General features: G+C 57.5%; 21 protein-coding genes. 18 read left to right on the forward strand and 3 right to left on the reverse strand.

Annotation, left to right across the window (positions count from 1 at the left end):
• Nucleotides 1-93 precede the first annotated feature (93 nt).
• Both H8S11_RS11265 and H8S11_RS11270 read right to left on the reverse strand, forming a co-directional pair.
• On the reverse strand, nt 94-1,338 hold the full coding sequence (locus tag H8S11_RS11265; protein ID WP_186853205.1) for a dicarboxylate/amino acid:cation symporter: 1,245 nt from the start codon (nt 1,336-1,338) through the stop codon (nt 94-96).
• A gap of 70 nt (nt 1,339-1,408) precedes the next feature.
• Entirely contained in the window at nt 1,409-1,585 is a 177-nt protein-coding gene (locus H8S11_RS11270; RefSeq protein ID WP_186853206.1) for a hypothetical protein, read from the reverse strand.
• A gap of 146 nt (nt 1,586-1,731) precedes the next feature.
• On the opposite strand from H8S11_RS11270, the gene H8S11_RS11275 reads away from it, so the two are divergent.
• The 18 genes from H8S11_RS11275 (at nt 1,732) to H8S11_RS11360 (ending at nt 17,977) form a co-directional block, all read left to right on the forward strand.
• Nucleotides 1,732-2,541, forward strand: a complete 810-nt coding sequence (locus H8S11_RS11275; protein ID WP_186853207.1) for a ParB/RepB/Spo0J family partition protein — start codon at nt 1,732-1,734, stop codon at nt 2,539-2,541.
• A gap of 222 nt (nt 2,542-2,763) precedes the next feature.
• Entirely contained in the window at nt 2,764-3,519 is a 756-nt protein-coding gene (locus H8S11_RS11280) for a ParA family protein (RefSeq protein ID WP_147572564.1), read from the forward strand.
• Between the two features lie 120 nt (nt 3,520-3,639).
• Entirely contained in the window at nt 3,640-4,533 is an 894-nt protein-coding gene (locus tag H8S11_RS11285) for a ParB/RepB/Spo0J family partition protein (protein ID WP_147572562.1), read from the forward strand.
• The gene (locus H8S11_RS11290; RefSeq protein ID WP_186853208.1) at nt 4,526-5,149 is read left to right on the forward strand and encodes a hypothetical protein; all 624 of its coding nucleotides are present in this window, start codon (nt 4,526-4,528) and stop codon (nt 5,147-5,149) included. Before H8S11_RS11285 ends, H8S11_RS11290 begins: the two co-directional genes overlap by 8 nt.
• A gap of 172 nt (nt 5,150-5,321) precedes the next feature.
• Nucleotides 5,322-6,623, forward strand: coding sequence for a serine--tRNA ligase (serS, locus tag H8S11_RS11295; RefSeq protein WP_186853209.1), 1,302 nt, complete (start codon nt 5,322-5,324; stop codon nt 6,621-6,623).
• 222 nt (nt 6,624-6,845) lie between these two features.
• Entirely contained in the window at nt 6,846-7,280 is a 435-nt protein-coding gene (mscL, locus tag H8S11_RS11300) for a large-conductance mechanosensitive channel protein MscL (RefSeq protein ID WP_186853210.1), read from the forward strand.
• 1 nt (nt 7,281) lies between these two features.
• Nucleotides 7,282-7,650: a hypothetical protein gene (locus H8S11_RS11305; protein ID WP_186853211.1), complete on the forward strand. Its 369-nt coding sequence runs from the start codon at nt 7,282-7,284 to the stop codon at nt 7,648-7,650.
• A gap of 24 nt (nt 7,651-7,674) precedes the next feature.
• Nucleotides 7,675-8,388 carry a 16S rRNA (guanine(527)-N(7))-methyltransferase RsmG gene (rsmG, locus tag H8S11_RS11310; protein WP_186853212.1) on the forward strand — a complete coding sequence of 238 codons (714 nt, stop codon included), beginning with the start codon at nt 7,675-7,677 and terminating at the stop codon, nt 8,386-8,388.
• A gap of 105 nt (nt 8,389-8,493) precedes the next feature.
• Complete coding sequence (locus H8S11_RS11315; protein WP_147572549.1) at nt 8,494-9,228, forward strand: nucleotide-binding protein; 735 nt, start codon at nt 8,494-8,496, stop codon at nt 9,226-9,228.
• Nucleotides 9,229-9,401: 173 nt separating this feature from the next.
• Complete coding sequence (locus H8S11_RS11320) at nt 9,402-9,818, forward strand: methylglyoxal synthase (protein WP_147572547.1); 417 nt, start codon at nt 9,402-9,404, stop codon at nt 9,816-9,818.
• A gap of 333 nt (nt 9,819-10,151) precedes the next feature.
• On the forward strand, nt 10,152-11,519 hold the full coding sequence (gene hisS, locus H8S11_RS11325) for a histidine--tRNA ligase (RefSeq protein WP_186853213.1): 1,368 nt from the start codon (nt 10,152-10,154) through the stop codon (nt 11,517-11,519).
• Nucleotides 11,520-11,567: 48 nt separating this feature from the next.
• Nucleotides 11,568-12,053, forward strand: a complete 486-nt coding sequence (locus H8S11_RS11330; RefSeq protein ID WP_186853214.1) for a hypothetical protein — start codon at nt 11,568-11,570, stop codon at nt 12,051-12,053.
• A gap of 200 nt (nt 12,054-12,253) precedes the next feature.
• A complete protein-coding gene (locus H8S11_RS11335) occupies nt 12,254-12,745 on the forward strand; it encodes a hypothetical protein (protein WP_147572541.1) in 492 nt (163 codons plus the stop codon).
• Between the two features lie 74 nt (nt 12,746-12,819).
• The gene (locus H8S11_RS11340; protein ID WP_186853215.1) at nt 12,820-13,329 is read left to right on the forward strand and encodes a hypothetical protein; all 510 of its coding nucleotides are present in this window, start codon (nt 12,820-12,822) and stop codon (nt 13,327-13,329) included.
• A gap of 49 nt (nt 13,330-13,378) precedes the next feature.
• The gene (gene aspS, locus H8S11_RS11345; RefSeq protein ID WP_186853216.1) at nt 13,379-15,178 is read left to right on the forward strand and encodes an aspartate--tRNA ligase; all 1,800 of its coding nucleotides are present in this window, start codon (nt 13,379-13,381) and stop codon (nt 15,176-15,178) included.
• Between the two features lie 228 nt (nt 15,179-15,406).
• A complete protein-coding gene (locus H8S11_RS11350) occupies nt 15,407-15,781 on the forward strand; it encodes a desulfoferrodoxin family protein (RefSeq protein WP_186853217.1) in 375 nt (124 codons plus the stop codon).
• A 146-nt stretch (nt 15,782-15,927) separates the two neighbouring features.
• Nucleotides 15,928-16,788, forward strand: a complete 861-nt coding sequence (locus tag H8S11_RS11355) for a fumarylacetoacetate hydrolase family protein (protein ID WP_186853218.1) — start codon at nt 15,928-15,930, stop codon at nt 16,786-16,788.
• 10 nt (nt 16,789-16,798) lie between these two features.
• Nucleotides 16,799-17,977: a glycoside hydrolase family 3 protein gene (locus H8S11_RS11360; RefSeq protein ID WP_147572533.1), complete on the forward strand. Its 1,179-nt coding sequence runs from the start codon at nt 16,799-16,801 to the stop codon at nt 17,975-17,977.
• Between the two features lie 151 nt (nt 17,978-18,128).
• On the opposite strand, the gene H8S11_RS11365 is transcribed toward H8S11_RS11360, so the two are convergent.
• The gene (locus H8S11_RS11365) at nt 18,129-19,073 is read right to left on the reverse strand and encodes an AEC family transporter (protein ID WP_147572531.1); all 945 of its coding nucleotides are present in this window, start codon (nt 19,071-19,073) and stop codon (nt 18,129-18,131) included.
• Between the last annotated feature and the right edge of the window lie 81 nt (nt 19,074-19,154).

Consider the following 19,154-nt stretch of genomic DNA (forward strand, 5'->3'; position numbering starts at 1 on the left):
CAAAGGAGGGGCTCCCTCTTATTGTTCCATTGACGCGCCAGCTTTGTGGATCGGGCGGCCCTCACCGCCTCTCCAGGCACAACGCGGAGAAAATCAGCGGACCGCGCCCTGCGTCTTGGCGGTCTTACGGTCCTCCATCTTGGACACGATGACCGCACAAGCGGCATCGCCAGTGATGTTCACTGTAGTACGGCCCATATCGAAGATCCGGTCGATCCCGGCCACCAGAGCGATACCTTCGATGGGGATATTGACGCTTTGAAGAACCATGGCCAGCATGACCATGCCCGCCCCTGGTACGCCGGCGGTACCGATAGAGGCGAGGGTAGCGGTGAGCACTATGGTGACCATTTGTCCCAGGCTCAAATCAATGCCGAAGGCCGTGGCGATAAAGATGGCACAGACGCCCTGGTAGATGGCGGTACCGTCCATATTGATGGTGGCCCCCAGGGGCAGGACAAAGGAGGCCACCTCACGCCGGGCCCCCAGCCGCTCGGAACACTCCAGCGTAAAGGGCAGCGTCCCTACTGAAGACGCGGAGGAAAAGGCCATCATCATAGCCGGGGCCATGTAAGCAAAGAATTTGAGAGGGGACACTCCCCCCAAGGTACCCACGGTCAGGGAATAGACCAGGACGGCATGGAGGATATACCCCACATAGGCCACCAGCAGCACCGCCACTAGGGATGCTAGGATCTCCGGGCCGTTTTCCACGATGACCGGACAGATCAGGCAGGCTACACCAATGGGAGACAACTTGATAATCAGGTCCATAATCTTCATGGACACCTCATTGAAACTGTCCACAATCTGGGCGGCCACCAGCCCCTTCTCTCCGGCCAGCAGGATACCGAAGCCCAGCAGCAAAGAAATGACGATGACCTGGAGCATAGAGGCGTTGGCCAACGGCGTGATTGGGTTGGCGGGGAAAATATCCACAATGACCGACATAATGCTTTTTCCCGCTGGGGGTTCATAGCTCAGGCCGCTGGTTTCCAAGGTCGTAAAGAGGCCGGCCCCCTTCGCCACGCTGGCCAGCGTTAGGGCCAGCACCACCGCAAAGGCTGTGGTACACATATAATATACCACTGTCTTGCCACCTACCGAACCCACGCGGCTGATGTCCTGCATCGAGATGACTCCGGCAGCGATGGAAAACAGGACGATAGGCACTACAATAAATTTCAGCAGGTTCAAAAAGATGTCGCCCCAGGGCTTGATATAGCCAATGGCAATCTGCCCTCCGTCAGGGACCGCCATCAGTATCAGGCCCGCGGCAATACCAGCCACTAAGCCGACAAAGATCCAAAAGGCAAGAGGCAGTTTTTTTGTTTTCATAATTCTCCTTCTCCTTCCCTATCTTCCCTTATACTTTCGCAAGGATTTTCCAGAAACAAAACGGCCGTAATCATACATGCAACGGCATTGGACCCGGCCCTCTCCCTCTCTCCTTCCTTTTATTTCCCTCATCCCCGCTTTTTACAGCACTTTTTGTTCTGCTTCCATTATATACACCTCGCTTTGAATTTACAAGGTATTCTCTTCCTCTCCTTTTATAATTGTGCAAGTTTCCCATATCAATCATTCATTTTTTATCTATTCAGTCAGCCTTTGACCCTCCCTCTGAAATTTTTACGGATTTTTTTCTGCCCCTCTGTGTTTTCGACCTATTATTTACCATATTTTGGTAGAATATGGGTATGAGAACTTGACAGAAAGGCGGTACCTATCATGCGGCTGCTGCCCAAAAAAGGTATATTCGACAGCGGGCGTGTCCTATTCCTCCCTGTGGACTCAATCCTCCCCAATCCTGACCAGCCCCGCACGTTGTTTTCCCAACCCGAACTAGAGGAACTGGCTGACTCCATCCAGTCTATGGGTATTTTACAGCCACTTACTGTGCGCCGCCGGGAGGGCGGCTGGGAGCTGGTGGCTGGCGAGCGGAGGCTGCGTGCGGCCAAGCTAGCCGGTCTGCGGGAAGTGCCCTGCCTATCCATCCAGACAGACGGTCAGTCCTCCTCCCTGCTGGCCCTGGTGGAGAATCTCCAGCGGCGTGACCTGGATTTTTGGGAGGAGGCTCTCGCCCTGCGTAAACTCATTGACACCTATCACATCTCCCAGGATGAAGCCGCCCGGCGTTTGGGTAAGAGCCAGTCCGCTGTGGCCAATAAGCTCCGGCTGCTGAAGCTGGACCCGGCGGTCCTCACAATCCTGCGGGAAGGTGGATGCACCGAGCGTCACGCTCGCGCCCTGCTCCGGCTGGAGGACCCGGCCCAGCAGCGGGAAGCGGCGCAGCAGGTGACCGAGCGTTCCCTGACCGTGGCCCAGACAGAGAGTATGGTGGAGGCCATGCTCTCCTCTCCCTCCTCCGGCCCTAAAAAGAAACCCACGTTTATCGTCAAGGATGTCCGGCTGTTTTTAAATACCATCAGCCGCAGTCTGGATCTGATGCGCTCTGCCGGCGTCAACGCCTGTTGCCGCAGAGAGGACACCGACGAGGAGATTTTACTTACCATTCACATTCCCCGAAGGGCCACATGACGCCCTCCCCCCTTTTTGCCCCGTGGGCTTTTGATCCTGAGCCCACGGGGTTTTTGCGCCCAGATGGCCCTGATGTTTCACGTGAAACATTAGGCACTCATTTTTTGTGGGAAAGGACAGAGAAAAAGCGGAAAAGCAGTTGAAATCCCGGTGCCCGATTGATATAATAAGATGCTGTACCGCCCCTTCGGGGGCATTTTCATCGCTGCTAAGGAGGCGCTCATGGCCAAGATCATCGCTGTCGTCAATCAAAAGGGCGGAGTAGGCAAGACGACCACCGCTGTCAACTTGTCCGCCGCCCTCCATGACCTGGGCAAGCGGGTGCTGCTATGCGACTTCGATCCCCAGGCCAACTCTACCTCCGGCATGGGTGTAGATAAGAATACCGCTTCTCCCAATATCTACGATGTGCTGATCAATGGGGCCGAGCCGGCCAAAGCAGTGGTCCGGACCAGATATGGCGATGTTCTCCCCTCTAACAAGGCGCTGGCCGGAGCGGGCATTGAGATGATCGCCATCGACAACCGGGAGAGACTGTTGAAAACCGCCCTGGACGCCCTGTCCGGGGACTATGACTATATATTTATCGACTGTCCCCCTTCTCTAGAGCTGCTTACTGTCAACGCCCTGTGTGCCGCCGGCTCCCTGTTGGTCCCGGTCCAATGCGAATACTATGCCCTGGAGGGGCTTAGCGACCTCTTGGCCACAGTGCGGTTAGTCAAGCGGGGATTGAATCCCGCCCTCTCTCTGGAGGGGGTTCTGCTCACCATGTTCGACAGCCGTACCAACCTCTCCCTTCAGGTAGCGGAGGAGGTCAAGCGCCACTTCCCTGGCCAGGTATACGCCACCGTCATCCCTCGGAACGTCCGCCTCTCCGAGGCACCCAGCCACGGCAGACCCATCTCCGCCTATGATCCCTATTCTCGGGGCGCGGAGGCCTACCGCCTGTTGGCGGATGAGATCGCGTCCAAGCGCTAACCTTATAAAAGAGTACGGAAAGCGGAGCTTTCGAGGTTCTGCTGTGTGGTCGTCCGGCTCTTATGAATCAATATCGTTCCTCTCCGCACCCGATGTTTTACTCTGGAAAAGGAGTTTATTATGGCAAAACGAACCAAAGAACTGGGGCTGGGCCGTGGTCTTAACGCCCTGCTGGGCGACCCGGACCTCCAGCCCCAAGGCGAGGGCTCTGTATCCCTGCCCATTTCCCAGGTCGAGCCGGGACTGAACCAGCCTAGAAAGCGATTTGACGAGGCGGCATTGGCCGATCTCACTGAATCTATCCGAGTCCACGGCATTATTCAACCCCTTACGGTGCGGCGGCTGTCCTCCGGCTACTATCAGATTATCGCCGGTGAACGCCGGTGGCGGGCGGCCAAGGCCGCCGGGCTGGCCGAGGTGCCCGCCGTCATTATTGAGGCGGATGACCGGAAGGTCATGGAGCTGGGCCTGATTGAAAACCTCCAACGGGAGGACCTGAATCCGGCCGAGGAGGCTCGAGGCTATCAGGTCCTGATGGATGAATATGGTCTGACCCAGGAGCAGGTAGCTCAACAGATGGGCAAGTCCCGACCCGCCATCGCCAACACTCTGCGCCTGCTGGCTCTGCCGGATGAGGTGCTGGCGCTTCTGGAGGAGGGCATTCTTTCCGCCGGGCACGCCCGAGCCATTCTAGGCGCCCCCACCGCCGCCATTCAGAAGGAGGCGGCCCAGCGGGTAGCGGAGGGTCAGCTCTCTGTGCGCCAGACCGAAGCGCTGGTCAAGGCTCTTCAAAAGGAGCGTAATGAAAAGCCGAAGGCCGTCGGCCCCGACCTCTCCCTCTACCTGGGAGATCTGGAAAAGGACCTATCCGGCCGGCTGGGCCGGAAGGTGAAGATCGCCCACAAAGGAAAAAAGGGCCGGATCGAGCTGGAGTACTATGATGACCAGGACCTGGAAGCTCTCTTGACCCTGCTTCAGAGCCTCCACCGGGAAGGAGGTGGTGGGAATGGATGAGGAAAAAGATCAACAGGTAGGACAGGCCCCCCAGCCTGATTCACAGGATCTCCCCCCCTCTCCCGCCAAACGTGGGGACAAACCCATGACCAAGGGACAGCGGCAGCGCCGCCAGCGGTCGGTATTCCAATATATAGCCATCCTCTTTGCCGCCGCCTTCTTGCTGTTGCTGTACTCTTTCATGATGGAGCGGCGGCAATATCAGAGTTATCTGGAGCAAAACCAGGAGCAAATCGACAGCCTTCAGCAGTCCGCATCCGCCGTTCAGCGGTTGGATGCCCTGTACGAGGAGAATGCGAAGTTGAAGGAGCAGGTAGCGGACCTGGAGGAACAGTTGGCGGATGCCAATGACCAGTTAGATGTGCTGCCTGATGTTATCAGCCACCAGGAACATGTGCTCTCTGAAACCTGCCGCGCCCTAGACCACTTCTGGCAGATTGACGAGGCCTATGTTCGGGGGCGTTATTCCCTTTGTCGTGAGTTAATTCAGGAGATGGAAGCCACAGAAAATGGGCAGACACCGCTGAAAGACTATCTCCCTAAGGAGAGCACCACTGACAATGGCCGTTTTTCTCCCTATGACCGCTATCTGGAGATTTACGAGGCTCTTTATTAGGGCACTTACTCTACCCTCAAGTTGAGGCCGAGCGCCAGGGAGATCTGTTTTGTGACCTAGAGACATGGGCGTTGGATCAGGAAAGCCCGCCAAGTCACTCCTTATCAAACTGACTTTCCCCCTGGAACGTTTCACGTGAAACATTACACTTAAATAAAGGAGAACGTATAAAATGTTAGATATTCGATTTGTCCGCGAGAACCCCGATGCCGTCAAAGAAAATATCAAAAAGAAATTCCAGGAGGCCAAGCTGCCCTTGGTTGATCAGGTCATTGCCCTGGACGAGGAGAACCGGGCCGCCGTTAGCGAGGCCAATGAGCTCCGCGCCAGCCGCAACGCCCTGTCCAAACAAGTGGGTATGCTCATGGGTCAGGCAAAAAAAGATCCCTCCAAGCTGGAGGAGGCGGAGGCGGTCAAGGCCCAGGTCAAGGCCAACGCCGACCGTCTGGCGGAGCTGGAGGCCAAGGAAACCGAGCTGGCCGCCCAGATCCGCAAGATCATGCTTCAAATCCCCAACATCATCGATCCCTCCGTCCCCATTGGCCCCGACGATTCCGCCAACGTAGAGGTAGAGCGGTTTGGGGAACCCAAGGTACCGGACTTCCCTATCCCCTACCACACTGAAATTATGGAGTCCTTCCGCGGCATCGACATGGACGCCGCCGGCCGGGTATCGGGCAACGGCTTCTACTATCTGCTGGGAGACGTCGCCCGGCTGCATGAGGCAGTGCTGGCCTATGCCCGAGACTTTATGATCAACAAGGGCTTCACCTTCTGTATCCCTCCCTTTATGATCCATGGCAACGTGGTGGAGGGCGTCATGTCTCAGACTGATATGGAGGCCATGATGTACAAGATTGAGGGGGAGGACCTGTACCTCATCGGCACCAGCGAGCACTCCATGATCGGCAAATTTATTGACCAAATCATTCCTGAGGAATCCCTGCCCCAGACGCTCACCTCCTACTCCCCCTGCTTCCGCAAGGAGAAGGGCGCTCATGGCATCGAGGAGCGGGGTGTCTACCGCATCCACCAGTTTGAGAAGCAGGAGATGATCGTGGTCTGCCGGCCTGAAGACTCCATGGACTGGTACGAAAAGATGTGGCGCTACTCCGTAGAGCTTTTCCGCTCCCTGGACATCCCCGTGCGACAGCTGGAGTGCTGCTCCGGCGACCTGGCCGACCTGAAAGTCAAGTCCTGTGACATTGAGGCCTGGTCTCCCCGCCAGCAAAAATATTTTGAGGTGTGCTCCTGCTCCAATCTGGGTGACGCCCAGGCCCGCCGCCTGAAGATGCGGGTCAAGGGGGAAAAGGGCACCTATCTGCCCCACACACTGAACAACACAGTGGTAGCTCCGCCCCGTATGCTCATCGCCTTCCTGGAAAACAACCTCCAGGCCGATGGCTCCGTGGTCATCCCCCAGGTCCTTCGTCCTTACATGGGTGGTCTGGAAGTCATGGTGCCTGAAAAGTAATTTAGCGATTGCGATATTCTATTTTGCAATATTTTTATTATATATTACAATTTGTATTGACCGTTCTGGAGCGATTTACAGCACGTCTTACCCTACCCCAAGTCATTTGGACCGCCGAAAATGGCTCCAGACGGGTCGCAGGCTTCAAACCGTTGCGGCCCAACGGTTTCCAGGTTCTCCCCTTTCAGGTAGGCCCATTCAGCAGATAGGAGGAAAGCAGGCATGAAAAAATTTTTGGAAGAATTCAAGGCCTTCGCTATGCGGGGCAATGTAATGGACATGGCCGTCGGCGTGGTCATCGGCGGCGCCTTTGGCAAGATCTCCACTTCCCTGGTCAATGACATCATCATGCCCCTAATCTCCATGATTACCGGCGGCATAGACTTCTCTGACTGGAAGCTGGTCCTCAACGAGGCGGTGATCGATACCCAGGGCACTGTCGTCACCCCCGAGGTGGCCATCAACTACGGCAACCTGATCTCGGTGATCCTGGACTTTATCATCATCGCGTTCGCCATCTTCTGTGTCATCAAGGCCATCAACCGGCTCCATAAGAAGCCGGAGGAGGTCCCCGTCGAGGAGCCCGCTCCCCCGGAGCCCAGCGCCGAGGAGAAGCTGCTCACCGAGATCCGTGACTTATTAAAGGAGAGATCCTAAAATGTCCGAGGAAAAGCTCCCGGAGGAGCATAAAGGGGAGGACCGGGGATATACCCCCGCTTCTCCCCTGAAAAGGACCATGGCCTGGATCGCCCTGGCCTATGTGCTCATCCTCTTAGCCCTGACCACCTACTACTTTTACACCGGCACTACTTTGGGTAATCTGGCCCCCTTGCTCACCGTTCCCGGCCTCATCGGCTTGGGGGCGCTGGCTCTGGTGAGCTGGCGGTCCACTGGTCGGCCACGCAAATGGCTCGCCATCCTGCTGGCTATTTTGTGCTGGCTGGCTGCCCTGGCCACTCTGCCCATCGGCATTGTGGGCCTGCTGTCAAACTTCAGCGGGTTCGGCATCATTGCGTCAGTTTTCTGATCCCTGATTCTGGAGGAAGCAACCATGCGTGATATCATCGCCGCCGGCCTGGAGGAGCTGGGCCTGTCCCAACGAGTCCCACCGGAGGCACCGGAGCTGCTGGAGGCCTACGGCCGGGCGCTGCTGGAAAAAAACCAGGTCATGAACCTGACCGCCATTACCCAGCCCGACCAGGTGGCCCGGCTGCATATGCTGGACTGCGCAGCCCTGCTCAACTACGTCCACTTAGAGGGGAAAACGCTTCTTGACGTAGGTACCGGAGCCGGATTTCCCGGTCTGCCCTTAAAGATCCTCTGCCCCACCCTGGAGGTTACTTTACTGGACTCCCTGGGCAAGCGGGTCCGCTGGCTCCGTGAGGTGTCGGAGCAGCTTGGTCTGTCCGGTGTCACGGCCATCCACGCCCGAAGCGAGGAGCAGGCCCTGGTTAAAGGCTTTCGGGACTCCTTTGACTTTGTTACCGCCCGGGCGGTGGCCGACCTGCGGCTGCTGGCCGAGCTGTGCCTCCCCTTTGTGAAAGTGGGCGGCGTGTTCCTGGCCATGAAATCGGTGGACTGCGGCCCTGAAGTGGAGGGCGCCGCCCATGCTATCAAGCTGCTGGGTGGCCGGGTCCGGGACCAGGCGGACTATCAAATTCCCGGCACAGAGATCACCCACCGGGTTGTGGCCATTGAAAAGGTTGCTCCAACGCTCAAGGGCTATCCCCGGCGCTGGGCAAAAATTCAGAAAGAGCCGCTCTGACGAAAAGGCCTAAAAAAAACAGGTTTTAGACGAAAATTTTTTGTGAAATAGTTGACGAAATCCCAAATTGTGGGTACACTTGATTTGGTGAGTTAGGAGGTTTTTATGGGAACTGTCATTGCCGTCACCTCCGGGAAGGGAGGGACTGGAAAGACCTCCATCACCGGCGGCGTAGCCGCCTCCCTTGCTCTGATGGGCCACACGGTACTATGTATCGACATGGACATCGGCCTGCGTAATCTGGACATCACCCTTGGTCTCAGTGACCGGGCCCTGATGGACTTTTCTGACGTGGCGCTGGGCCGCTGTCCCCTGGCGAGAGGGGCTGTGGACCACCCCGATGTGAAGGGGCTGTCCCTACTCACTGCCCCTATGTCCCTGTCCCCCAGTCTGACCATCGACAAGGTCCGGGCCATGCTGGATACCGCCCGTGGGCAATATGACTACATCCTCATTGACTCCCCCGCTGGACTGGGGGCCGGCTTTCGGCTGGCCATCTGCGGAGCCGACCGAGCTCTGGTCATCGCTACCAATGATGCCTCCTCTTTGCGGGACGCCCAGCGTACAGTCTGCGAGCTGGAGAGTATCCGCCAGGTCCACCTGATCATGAATCGTATCCAGCCCAAGCTCCTCCGGAAGCTGCGGGCCACTATCGACGATGCCATGAACACCGCCGGCCTGCCTCTGATTGGGGTGGTGCCGGAGGACGATCAGGTCATGCTGGCCGCCAACCTGGGCCAGCCCTTGACCGCCCAGGGGCGACGAGGCGCCGCCCTAGCCTGCTGGAACATTGCCCTCCGTCTGGACGGCAATCAGGTTCCCATCATGCGCATCCGGTAACCCCCCTGGCCAAGACGCGCCCCTGGCCAGAAAAAATAGGAAGTATAATGGAAATACCCCGCCTACAGGGGTCCGTTTCCACAGGGCGGCCTACGGAAAAATAAATCAGTATTTTACGTTGGCCCCACAAAGCCTGGCGGCAAAGTCTCCGCCGGAGAAGGAGGTAACGCCTTATGAATATCGCGATCATGAGCCATACCAAAAAGCAGGATCTGATGGTCCAGTTCTGCACCGCCTACTGCGGCATCCTGTCCAAGCATACGGTATGCGCCACCAACGCCACCGGCCGCATGGTTATGGAGGCCACCGGCCTGCCCGTCAACCTGTTTTTATCCCATGAGCATGGTGGGATCGAGCAGATTGGCCAGCGCATCATTTATAATGAGATTGACCTGGTGCTGTTCTTCAACTCGCCTCTGGATAACGAGATGGATCAGAGCGTCCTCTACATCTCCCGGCTGTGTGACCAGCACTCCGTGCCCATGGCCACCAACGTGGCCACCGCCGAGCTGCTCATTCACGGGCTGGCCCGGGGCGACCTGGACTGGCGGGAGGGCATGAATCCCAATCGGGTCCCCTTTGCCCTATAAGGCTTGACTTTTCTTCCCCGCTGGGGTAAGATCGATAAATCACCGTGATGACGGCTCATTAGTATTCGGTATGTCGCCCAACAGAGAGGGGCCCCTTGGTTGAGAGGGCCCTAGGGTCCGGCTCCGGAGAAGACAGTGCCACCAGCGGGCCCGGAGACGGGTGCGGTCCCCTTCCCGCAACAGAAGGTCAGAGGGACGCCGGAGGCGTCTGAAATTGGGTGGCACCACGAAGCGTTCCGCGCTCTCGTCCCAATCATGGGAGGAGAGCGTGTTTTTTATTCTAACCAGCCAATCCCATTACTTCATTTCCACCAAAGAAAGGATCTTGATACCATGAGCAAAGTACAGCCCCGCACCCTGTCCGGCTTTATGGAGCTGCTGCCTCCGCAGCAAGCCCAGTTTGAGCGGATGGCGGCCATTCTGCGCGAAACTTACTCTCTCTATGGCTTCACCCCCTTGGATACCCCACTCATCGAGTCTAGCGAGGTGCTGCTGGCCAAGGGAGGAGGAGAGACAGAAAAACAGATCTACCGCTTTATGAAGGGGGACACGGATCTGTCCCTCCGCTTTGACCTGACCGTTCCCCTGGCCAAGTATGTAGCCCAAAACTATGGCCAGCTCACCTTTCCCTTCCGCCGCTTCCAGATTGGCAAGGTCTATCGGGGAGAGCGGGCCCAGCGGGGCCGATTCCGGGAGTTCTATCAGGCGGACATCGACGTTATTGGCGATGGCAAACTGGACATCTCCAACGAGGCGGAGATCCCCGCCATCATCTATCAGGCCTTTTCCAAAATGGGCCTGCGGCGCTTCCAGATCCGGGTGAATAACCGGAAGATCCTCAATGGCTTTTACGCCATGCTGGGGTTGACAGACAAGTCCGGAGACATCATGCGTACCGTGGACAAGCTGGACAAGATCGGCGGGGAGAAGGTAGCCGCCCTCCTCACTGGGGAGGACATCGGCCTCACCCAGGACCAGGCCGATGAGATCCTGAAATTCATCGCCATCAAGGGCTGTAACGGAGAAGTCCTTGCCGCTCTGGAGGGCTATCGGGGCCGTCACGCGCTCTTTGACACTGGACTGGACGAACTGCGGACCGTCACAAAGTACCTGGCCGCCTTTGGCGTGCCGGAGAGCCACTTTGCCGTGGACCTGACCATCGCCCGTGGGCTGGATTACTACACCGGAACCGTCTACGAGACCACCATGCTGGACCATCCGGAAATCGGTTCCATCTGTTCCGGCGGCCGATATGATAACTTGGCGGAATATTATACCGATAAACAACTCCCCGGAGTTGGAATTTCCATCGGCCTGACCCGCCTGTTCTTCGTTCTGGAGGATCAGGGCTATCTGAATCAGAATCTGAACACCGCCCCCGCCGACGTGCTCATCCTGCCCATGACCGAGGACCTCTCCCCCGCCATCTCTTTGGCCACCACCATGCGGGATGCCGGTATCCGTACCCAAATCCACGGGGAACAGAAAAAATTCAAGCAGAAGATCTCCTATGCCGATAAGCTGGCTATCCCCTATGTCGTCTTTCTGGGAGAGGACGAGATCCGCGCCGGCGTGGCCGCTGTCAAGGATCTGCGTACCGGCGAGCAGGTGAAGCTGCCCTCCGTTGAGGCCGTGGCCCATATCCGAAGGGGGTTGGAACAACTGAATCGGGGCACACCCATCCGGGACCGGGAAAGCTGAGCCGTCCGCTGACGAGATCTTCCTCTCCGCCGCAAAAAGGGGGTTACCATGAAAGCTGTCAAAAAGTGTTCTTACATCTTATTCCTGGCAGTCGGTCTTCTCCTGGCGTTATTTTTAGGGTTTCGGTGGCTGGATCGATCCAGAGAGTTTTCCTCCCTCCTTCCGTTTTCTCTCCAGGAAGTCACTGCGTGCTACGCTACCCTCGAATGTTTCTATCCGGACGACCCGGCTCAGGAGAAATCTCTCCACACCCAGCTCACCCAGACACAGACTCAGGATCTTCTGGAGCGGCTCTCGCAATCCACCTACCGGCGGGAGGGCTCCGCCAGCGGGCTCTCCACGGAAACAAACTCTCTGATCCGGATCTATCTCCACACCTCCGGCTCCAGCCACTCGGAGCTGATGCTGAACGGAGAACTCCTGCTGGTCAACCCCCTTACCTATCGGGGCGATTCCGTTACCTACCGCCCGGAGGGGGACAGTCTGGCCCAATATCAGGCGCTTTCAGCCTTTTTGCAGTCGTGTATGAAGTAACGCACCCGACTCTAAGCAGCCCCTCCCTGCCCGGCTCCCCGGACGGCGGGATTGCAGTTTACTATCTTTCCGGCTGTACCCCGGAGTGCATGGCCTACTGGGACGGCACTTTTCTCTGGCTGCCGACCTCAGCGCCGGCCAAACCCCATAGAACGCAGCCGTTCCCCTATTTGCCACGGATCACAGAGAGGAGTGCTGCCATGATGAAAAACCAGTTGAAGCAATTTCTCATCGCCGGGGCTGTGCTGGCCGTTCTGGCCGCCCTTTTCTTTGGATGGCGCAGCTGGTACTATCGGCCCCAGACTCTGGCTGATATCCTTCCTCTCTCCCCAGAGGACATTGAGGCCTGCGACGTACAGATGGACTATTCCGACCGGGAAAACGCACTCTGCTTTGATTTGACCACCGGGCAGTTCCATGAACTGCTGGACCTGCTCTCCAGTACGACTTATCAAGTCCCCGGAAAAAATATTGGGATCCCGGAGGACACCGTTCAAATCACCCTGGACCCTCATGCGCGGGTCTTTTTCCACTCCGGCGGCCGCCACATGGAACTCATCCTCCCCGGCAACCTGATCTTAGTCAACCCCCTGGCTTTCCCTGGCAAATCCAGGACTTATCTCCCCGATGGCAACCAGGAATTTCAACAGGAGGTCATCGCCTTTCTGGAAAGCTGCCAAAACGGCGCTTAACGATATACTTTTAGCAATCTTACTATACGATATAAATTGGAGTTGATTTTACTGACCAAAAAAGGAGCATTTTAATGAAAAAGAAGCGTATTTCACTTCTTATTACTCTTGCAGCCGCCCTCACTATTGCTGGGCTGTGGTACTTTTGGCCCCGTAGCCTCTGGGATATCCTCCCCTACTACACTCAGCCGGAAGAGGCATTCACCTCCTGCTATGCCATCCTCTCCCCCTTTGACCCGGGCGACGGTCTGCCTATCCAGACAGTGGAATTCCCTCTCGATTCCCCGCCCTATGACCAGCTAAAAGAACTGCTGGACTCCTCCTCTTATCGGCGGGGTCTCTCCGATCTGTTCCGCCTGGGTCGGGCCTCCGACACCCAGGTAGTCACCCTGTCCCCATACGCCGTTTCCATCTACTTCCGTCGGGGGGAGCTCCAGTGGTCCATTGACTTCTGGGGCCCACGGGCGGTGGCCAACAGTAGCACTGGGGCCAGCCGGACCTATCACCCCACAGGAGGGACCACTTTTCAGCAGGAGGTGGTAGACTTCATTGCCTCCCATGCCCCAAAACCGACCGTCATGTAATACAATTTGATATTATTTTTATAAATAATACGATTTGGAGTTGATTTTTATGGATAACCTTCAGAACTTTCACCGCACCAACTACTGCGGGGACCTGCGCCTGTCCGATGTCGGCAAGACGGTTTCCCTCTGCGGCTGGGTCCAGCGCCAGCGGGACCTGGGCGGCCTGATCTTCGTGGACCTGCGGGACCGCACCGGGCTGGTCCAGCTGTCTTTCGACGACAGCACCGACAAGGCCATCTTTGAAAAGGCCGCCTCTCTCCGGGCGGAGTTTGTGGTGGCCGCCACCGGACTGGTGCGGGAGCGTGAGTCCAAGACCAACAAGATCGCCACCGGAGATATCGAGGTCTATGTCACCCAGCTGCGCCTGCTGGCCAAGTCCGAGACCCCTCCCTTTGAGATTGTGGAGCACTCCAAGGCCAATGATATGCTGCGGCTGAAGTACCGCTATCTGGACCTGCGCCGCCCGGAGATGCAGGCGGCCATCGCCACCCGCCACAAGATCACCAAAATCTGCCGGGACTACTTTGATGAGCAGGGCTTTTTGGAGATTGAGACCCCCGTCCTCACCAAGTCCACCCCCGAGGGCGCACGGGACTATCTGGTCCCATCCCGGGTACACCCTGGCAAGTTCTATGCCCTGCCCCAGTCCCCCCAGCAGTACAAGCAGCTGCTGATGCTGTCCGGCTTTGACCGCTACTTCCAGATCGCCCGGTGCTTCCGGGACGAGGACCTGCGGGCCGACCGCCAGCCTGAGTTTACCCAGATCGACCTGGAGATGTCCTTTGTCAACGAGGACGACATCATGTCCATCCAGGAGGGCTTTTTGAAGCGGGTATTCAAAGAGGTGCTGGATGTGGATGTTCAGACCCCCTTCCAACGTATGCCCTGGCAGGAGGCCATGGACCGCTTCGGCTCTGACAAGCCCGACCTGCGCTTCGGCTTTGAGCTTACCGACATCAGCGACATTGTAAAGGACTGCGGCTTCGGCGTGTTCTCCGGTCCAGTGGCAGGCGGCGGCTCCGTCCGGCTGATCAACGTCAACGGTCACGCTGCCGACTTCCCCCGGAAGAAAATCGACAAGCTGGTGGACTTCGTCAAGACCTATAAGGCCAAGGGCTTGGCTTGGACAAGGATGGTGGACGGCCAAGTGACCTCCTCCTACGCCAAGTTCCTCACTGAAGAGGAGAACAAGGCCATTCTGGACCGGGCCGGCGCCAGGGACGGCGACCTGATCCTCATCGTAGGCGACGAGAAAAACGACGTGGTATGGGCCGCCCTGGGCGCCCTGCGCTGTGAGGTGGCCCGCCAGCTGAATATCCTGGACCCCAAGGACTTCCGCTTCCTGTGGGTGACCCAGTTCCCCATGTTCGAGTGGTCTGAGGAGGAGGGCCGCTACCAGGCCATGCACCACCCCTTCACCGCCCCCATGGTGGAGGACGAGGACAAGATCCTCACCGATAAAGCCCACTGCCGGGCCCGAGCCTATGATATCGTTCTTAACGGCACCGAGCTGGGCGGCGGCTCCATCCGTATCAACACCCCGGAGATGCAGGAAAAGGCGTTCCAGGCTCTGGGTATCAGCGAGGAGGACATTCAGGAGCGCTTTGGCCATCTGGTCAACGCCTTCAAGTTCGGCGCTCCTCCTCACGGCGGCCTGGCCTATGGCCTGGACCGGCTGTGTATGCTGATGGCCGGCGCTCCCTCCATCCGGGACGTCATCGCCTTCCCCAAGGTGCAGAACGCCTCTGACCTAATGATGGCCTGTCCGGACTTTGTGGATGACAAGCAGCTGGACGATTTGAGCATTGCTGTCACCCGCAGGGAACAGGATGAGCCGGAAGCCTGATTCTCCTGTCCTGTCATCCACAAAATTCTATTTTGTAGAGAGAAACGCCAAACAATTAGGTGCCCTACCCGTCGCTGTTATCCACATGGAAAAAACCGCCGGGGAGAAATCGCCTCTCCCCTGGCATCCACCGGAGTCCCATGTACCATGGGACTCCGGTTTTTTTATGGTCACTGCCAGGTCCACCGCATAGGATATCTCAGTATTATGGGAAAGGAGCCTTTTACAATGAATTTTTACACCGTTTCCCCTCACAGCGAGGTCGTCACCTTTCTGAATAACTTTGGTGCCCCCATCTCCTCCTGCGGGCGGCGGATGCGGCCTCTGGCCTCCGGCTCTGGTGGAGGTTCTCCAGAGGTCCACGTCCCCATCTTGTCTATCAACGGGAACGAGGTCACTGTCCATGTGGGCACTCAGCCCCACCCCATGCTATCTGTCCACTATATTCAGTGGATCGTGCTGGAGTGTGCTAACAGTAGGCAGTGCCGCTTTTTGGTCCCCGGTCAGGAGCCCAAGGCTACGTTTCTGCTAACCGACGGCGACCAGGTGGAAGCTGCTTACGCCTACTGCAATATACACGGATTCTGGGCCTCTCAGCGGTAGAATGGATGGCCACCTGCCTTTTCTACGGTTCTCCTTGCCGTTCCCCGGTGGATATGCTACCATAGTGGTACCGGAACCCTGTCCCGCCACCGATGCCAGCCCTTCGCGGGACTGCCCCTGATTTGATACAAAAGGAGAGATTGTTTATGAAACTGGTGCAATTTTGGCGCAATGGAAGGCCCGCCCTGGGACTCCAGACCGAAAGAGGGGTGGTAGACGCGGCTGCCGAGGCCACCCGCCTGGGTGTCACGGTCCCAGAAGATATGGCCGCCGCCATTGCCCTCCCCGCTGGCGAGCTGGAGCGGCTGCTGACCCCCCTGCTCCAGGACCCTCAGTGTTTTACCGGCGCTCCCCTGGCCCCGGTGGTCACTGGCACAGACCGTATCTTTTGCATCGGTCTAAACTACCGCCAGCACGCCAAGGAGTGTGGTCTGCCCATCCCCCCTGCCCCGGTGCTGTTCAACAAGTTTTCCAACGCTTTGGCTGCCCATGGGGACTGTGTCAAGCTGATTCCAGATTACAAAAAGTATGATTATGAGGCAGAATTAGTATCTGTAATCGGAAAACCCGCCCGGAACGTGTCCGAAGAGGATGCCCTGGACTATGTTTTTGGCTACACCTGCGGCAACGACCTGTCCACCAGGGACCTGCAGTTTGCCCGGGGCGGCCAGTGGGTGCTGTCCAAAACCTTCGACGGTTTTGCCCCCGTGGGCCCATGCCTGGTCCCTGCCGGAGAATTGGACCCCAACCATCTGGACATCTCCAGCACGGTCAACGGGGAGGTGCGGCAGAGCTCCAATACCTCGGACATGATCTTCCCCCTGGCCCAGATCATCGCTGACCTGTCCCATCACTTTACTCTGATGCCCGGAGATCTGATCTTCACCGGCACCCCCCAAGGTGTGATGCACGGCTATCCCGCTGACCAAAAGAGCTGGTTAAAGCCGGGCGACTGGGTGGAGGTGACCATCCAGGGCATCGGCACTCTGCGTACCACATTCTGTTAAGGAGCATACCATGAAACGATGTCTCTCCCTGCTCCTACTCTTTTTTCTGCTGACAGGCTGTACCTCCGCGCCTGAGACCTCCTCTGAAGGCCCTGACGAGCCAGCCGTCCCGGCGGGGCCCTCTATCTCAACCACCGAACCCTCTACCTCCCCAGAGGAAGTCCCCGACCCCCGGCGGGAGACCATTGACCGCCTCCTCTCCTCCATGACATTGGAGGAAAAAGTGGGGCAGATCTTCTTTGCCCGCTGCCCACAGGAAGATGGAGCCGCTCTGGCCAGCCAGTACCATCTGGGGGGATATATTCTGTTCGGCCGGGATTTTAAGGACAAGACCGCGGAGCAGGTCAAGGAGGATATCGCCTCCTACCAGTCGGCTGTGGAGATCCCTATGCTGATCGGCGTGGACGAGGAGGGGGGCACTGTGGTCAGGGTCAGCTCCAACCCAAAACTACGGCCCCAACGGTTCCAGTCCCCCCAGGCGTTGTATGAACAGGGCGGGATAGAAGCTATCCTGGCTGACACACAGGAAAAGGACGAGCTGCTCCGCTCTCTTGGCATCAATGTGAATTTTGCCCCGGTGGCCGATCTGTCCACGAATCCCGACGACTTTATTTACGACCGCACGCTGGGTCAGGGCGTAGAGGAAACCGGCGATTACATCGCCCAGGTGGTAGAGCAGATGTCAGTGGATACCATGGGCTCTGTGCTAAAGCATTTCCCAGGTTATGGAGACAATGTGGACACCCACACCGGCATCGCCCTGGACCAACGGCCGCTGGAGCTGTTTTGGGAGCGGGATCTCCTCCCCTTCCAGGCCGGCATCCAGGCCTCCTCCAACCATGGGATGACCGCCGTGCTGGTATCCCACAATATCATGGCGGCTCTGGACCCGGATCTCCCCGCCTCCCTCTCCCCAGCGGTCCACCAACTGCTGCGGCAGGGCTTGGGCTTTGAGGGAGTGGCGCTCACTGACGACCTGGCCATGGACGCCATTGATCAGTATGCCGCTGACGGCTCCGCCGCTGTTCTGGCCCTGCTGGCTGGCAACGATATGCTGGTCACCACTGACTTTCAGGAACAGATCCCCCAGATCCTCCAGGCACTGGAGGACGATGTCATCCCCCAGGAGCTGTTGGACCGGGCCGTGGAGCGGGTACTGGGCTGGAAATACGATCTGGGCCTGCTGTAAGCAGCCTAGGCCGTCGGCCCTCCATTCGCTGCCTCTGTTAAACCAGAATAGGAAAGCCGGCGAGTAATTATACTCGCCGGCTTTTTATTCCACCCATTTTTCAAACTCAGTGCCAACCAATTTGGTGCCGAACTGGTCCTGGGTCCACTCCTCATCCCAGACCCAGCATTAAAAAGGGGACCGTCACTAGACAGACTAGCACGGACAAGCAAGCTCCAGCAGCAGCGTACTCCTCGTCTGCGCCATAGGCTCCAGCCAGCACAGGAACTTGGCTGACCACCGGCAGAGCGCTCTCCACCACAAAGACATCCCGGGCCAGCCCACTGACACCGAACAGCATACAGAATAGCCAGCAGATCACCGGGGAAAGCCCCAGACGTATCACCAGCATAACAGGCAGTCCGGGCATCAGTCTCAAATTTTTCAGCCCCAATTCATAGAGAATAAACCCGCAGTAAATTAACGCGAGAGGGGAAACTGAATCCCCGATGTACTCCGCGAACCGCATCACCGGCTCCGGCAATTTCAGATCCGCTACTAGGAGCAGTAAGGACAACAGAAGGGCAAGAATAGGCGGCTTTGTCACCAAGTCCCAAAAAAAGCCGGTCACTCCGCCTCTAGAGGCCGGTCTGTCTCCCGACCGTTCAATAAGCAAAATCCCAACCGACTGTACAAAAATGGTGTTGGCCAGATAATATAGCATCACATAAGGCATACATACCTGACCAAACAACTGAGTACAGACCGGGATGCCAATAAACAGGGTATTGGACAACCCGGCCATAGCCACAAAGACGCCCCACCGCTTCCGCGGCAGATGAAGCAGGGCTGCGGCAGCGGTAGATATCAGCAGTGTGACCCCCACTCCCAGGACTCCAGACGCCACTAGAAGTCCAGCCTGGGCCAAATCATTATGGCTCAGATTATCCAGCAGTCCCACCACACAGTTGCATGGTACTGCGATGTTAACGATGTACCGGCTGACAAACCGCTTCTCCCTAGTGGTCATCCAGCCCTTGACTCCCATAAAGTAGCCCACAGACATGAGCATCAGCAGCACTGACACAGCGGACAGCGCGTGGAGGAAGCCATCCATCCCTTTCCACCTCTTCTCAAATCAAAAGCAAGGACCCGGCCCTCTCCGCGAATAGACCGGGTCCCTATCTCTCTGCCACAG

Source organism: Flintibacter hominis (genome assembly GCF_014287965.1).
GTDB classification, from domain to species: domain Bacteria; phylum Bacillota; class Clostridia; order Oscillospirales; family Oscillospiraceae; genus Lawsonibacter; species Lawsonibacter aceti.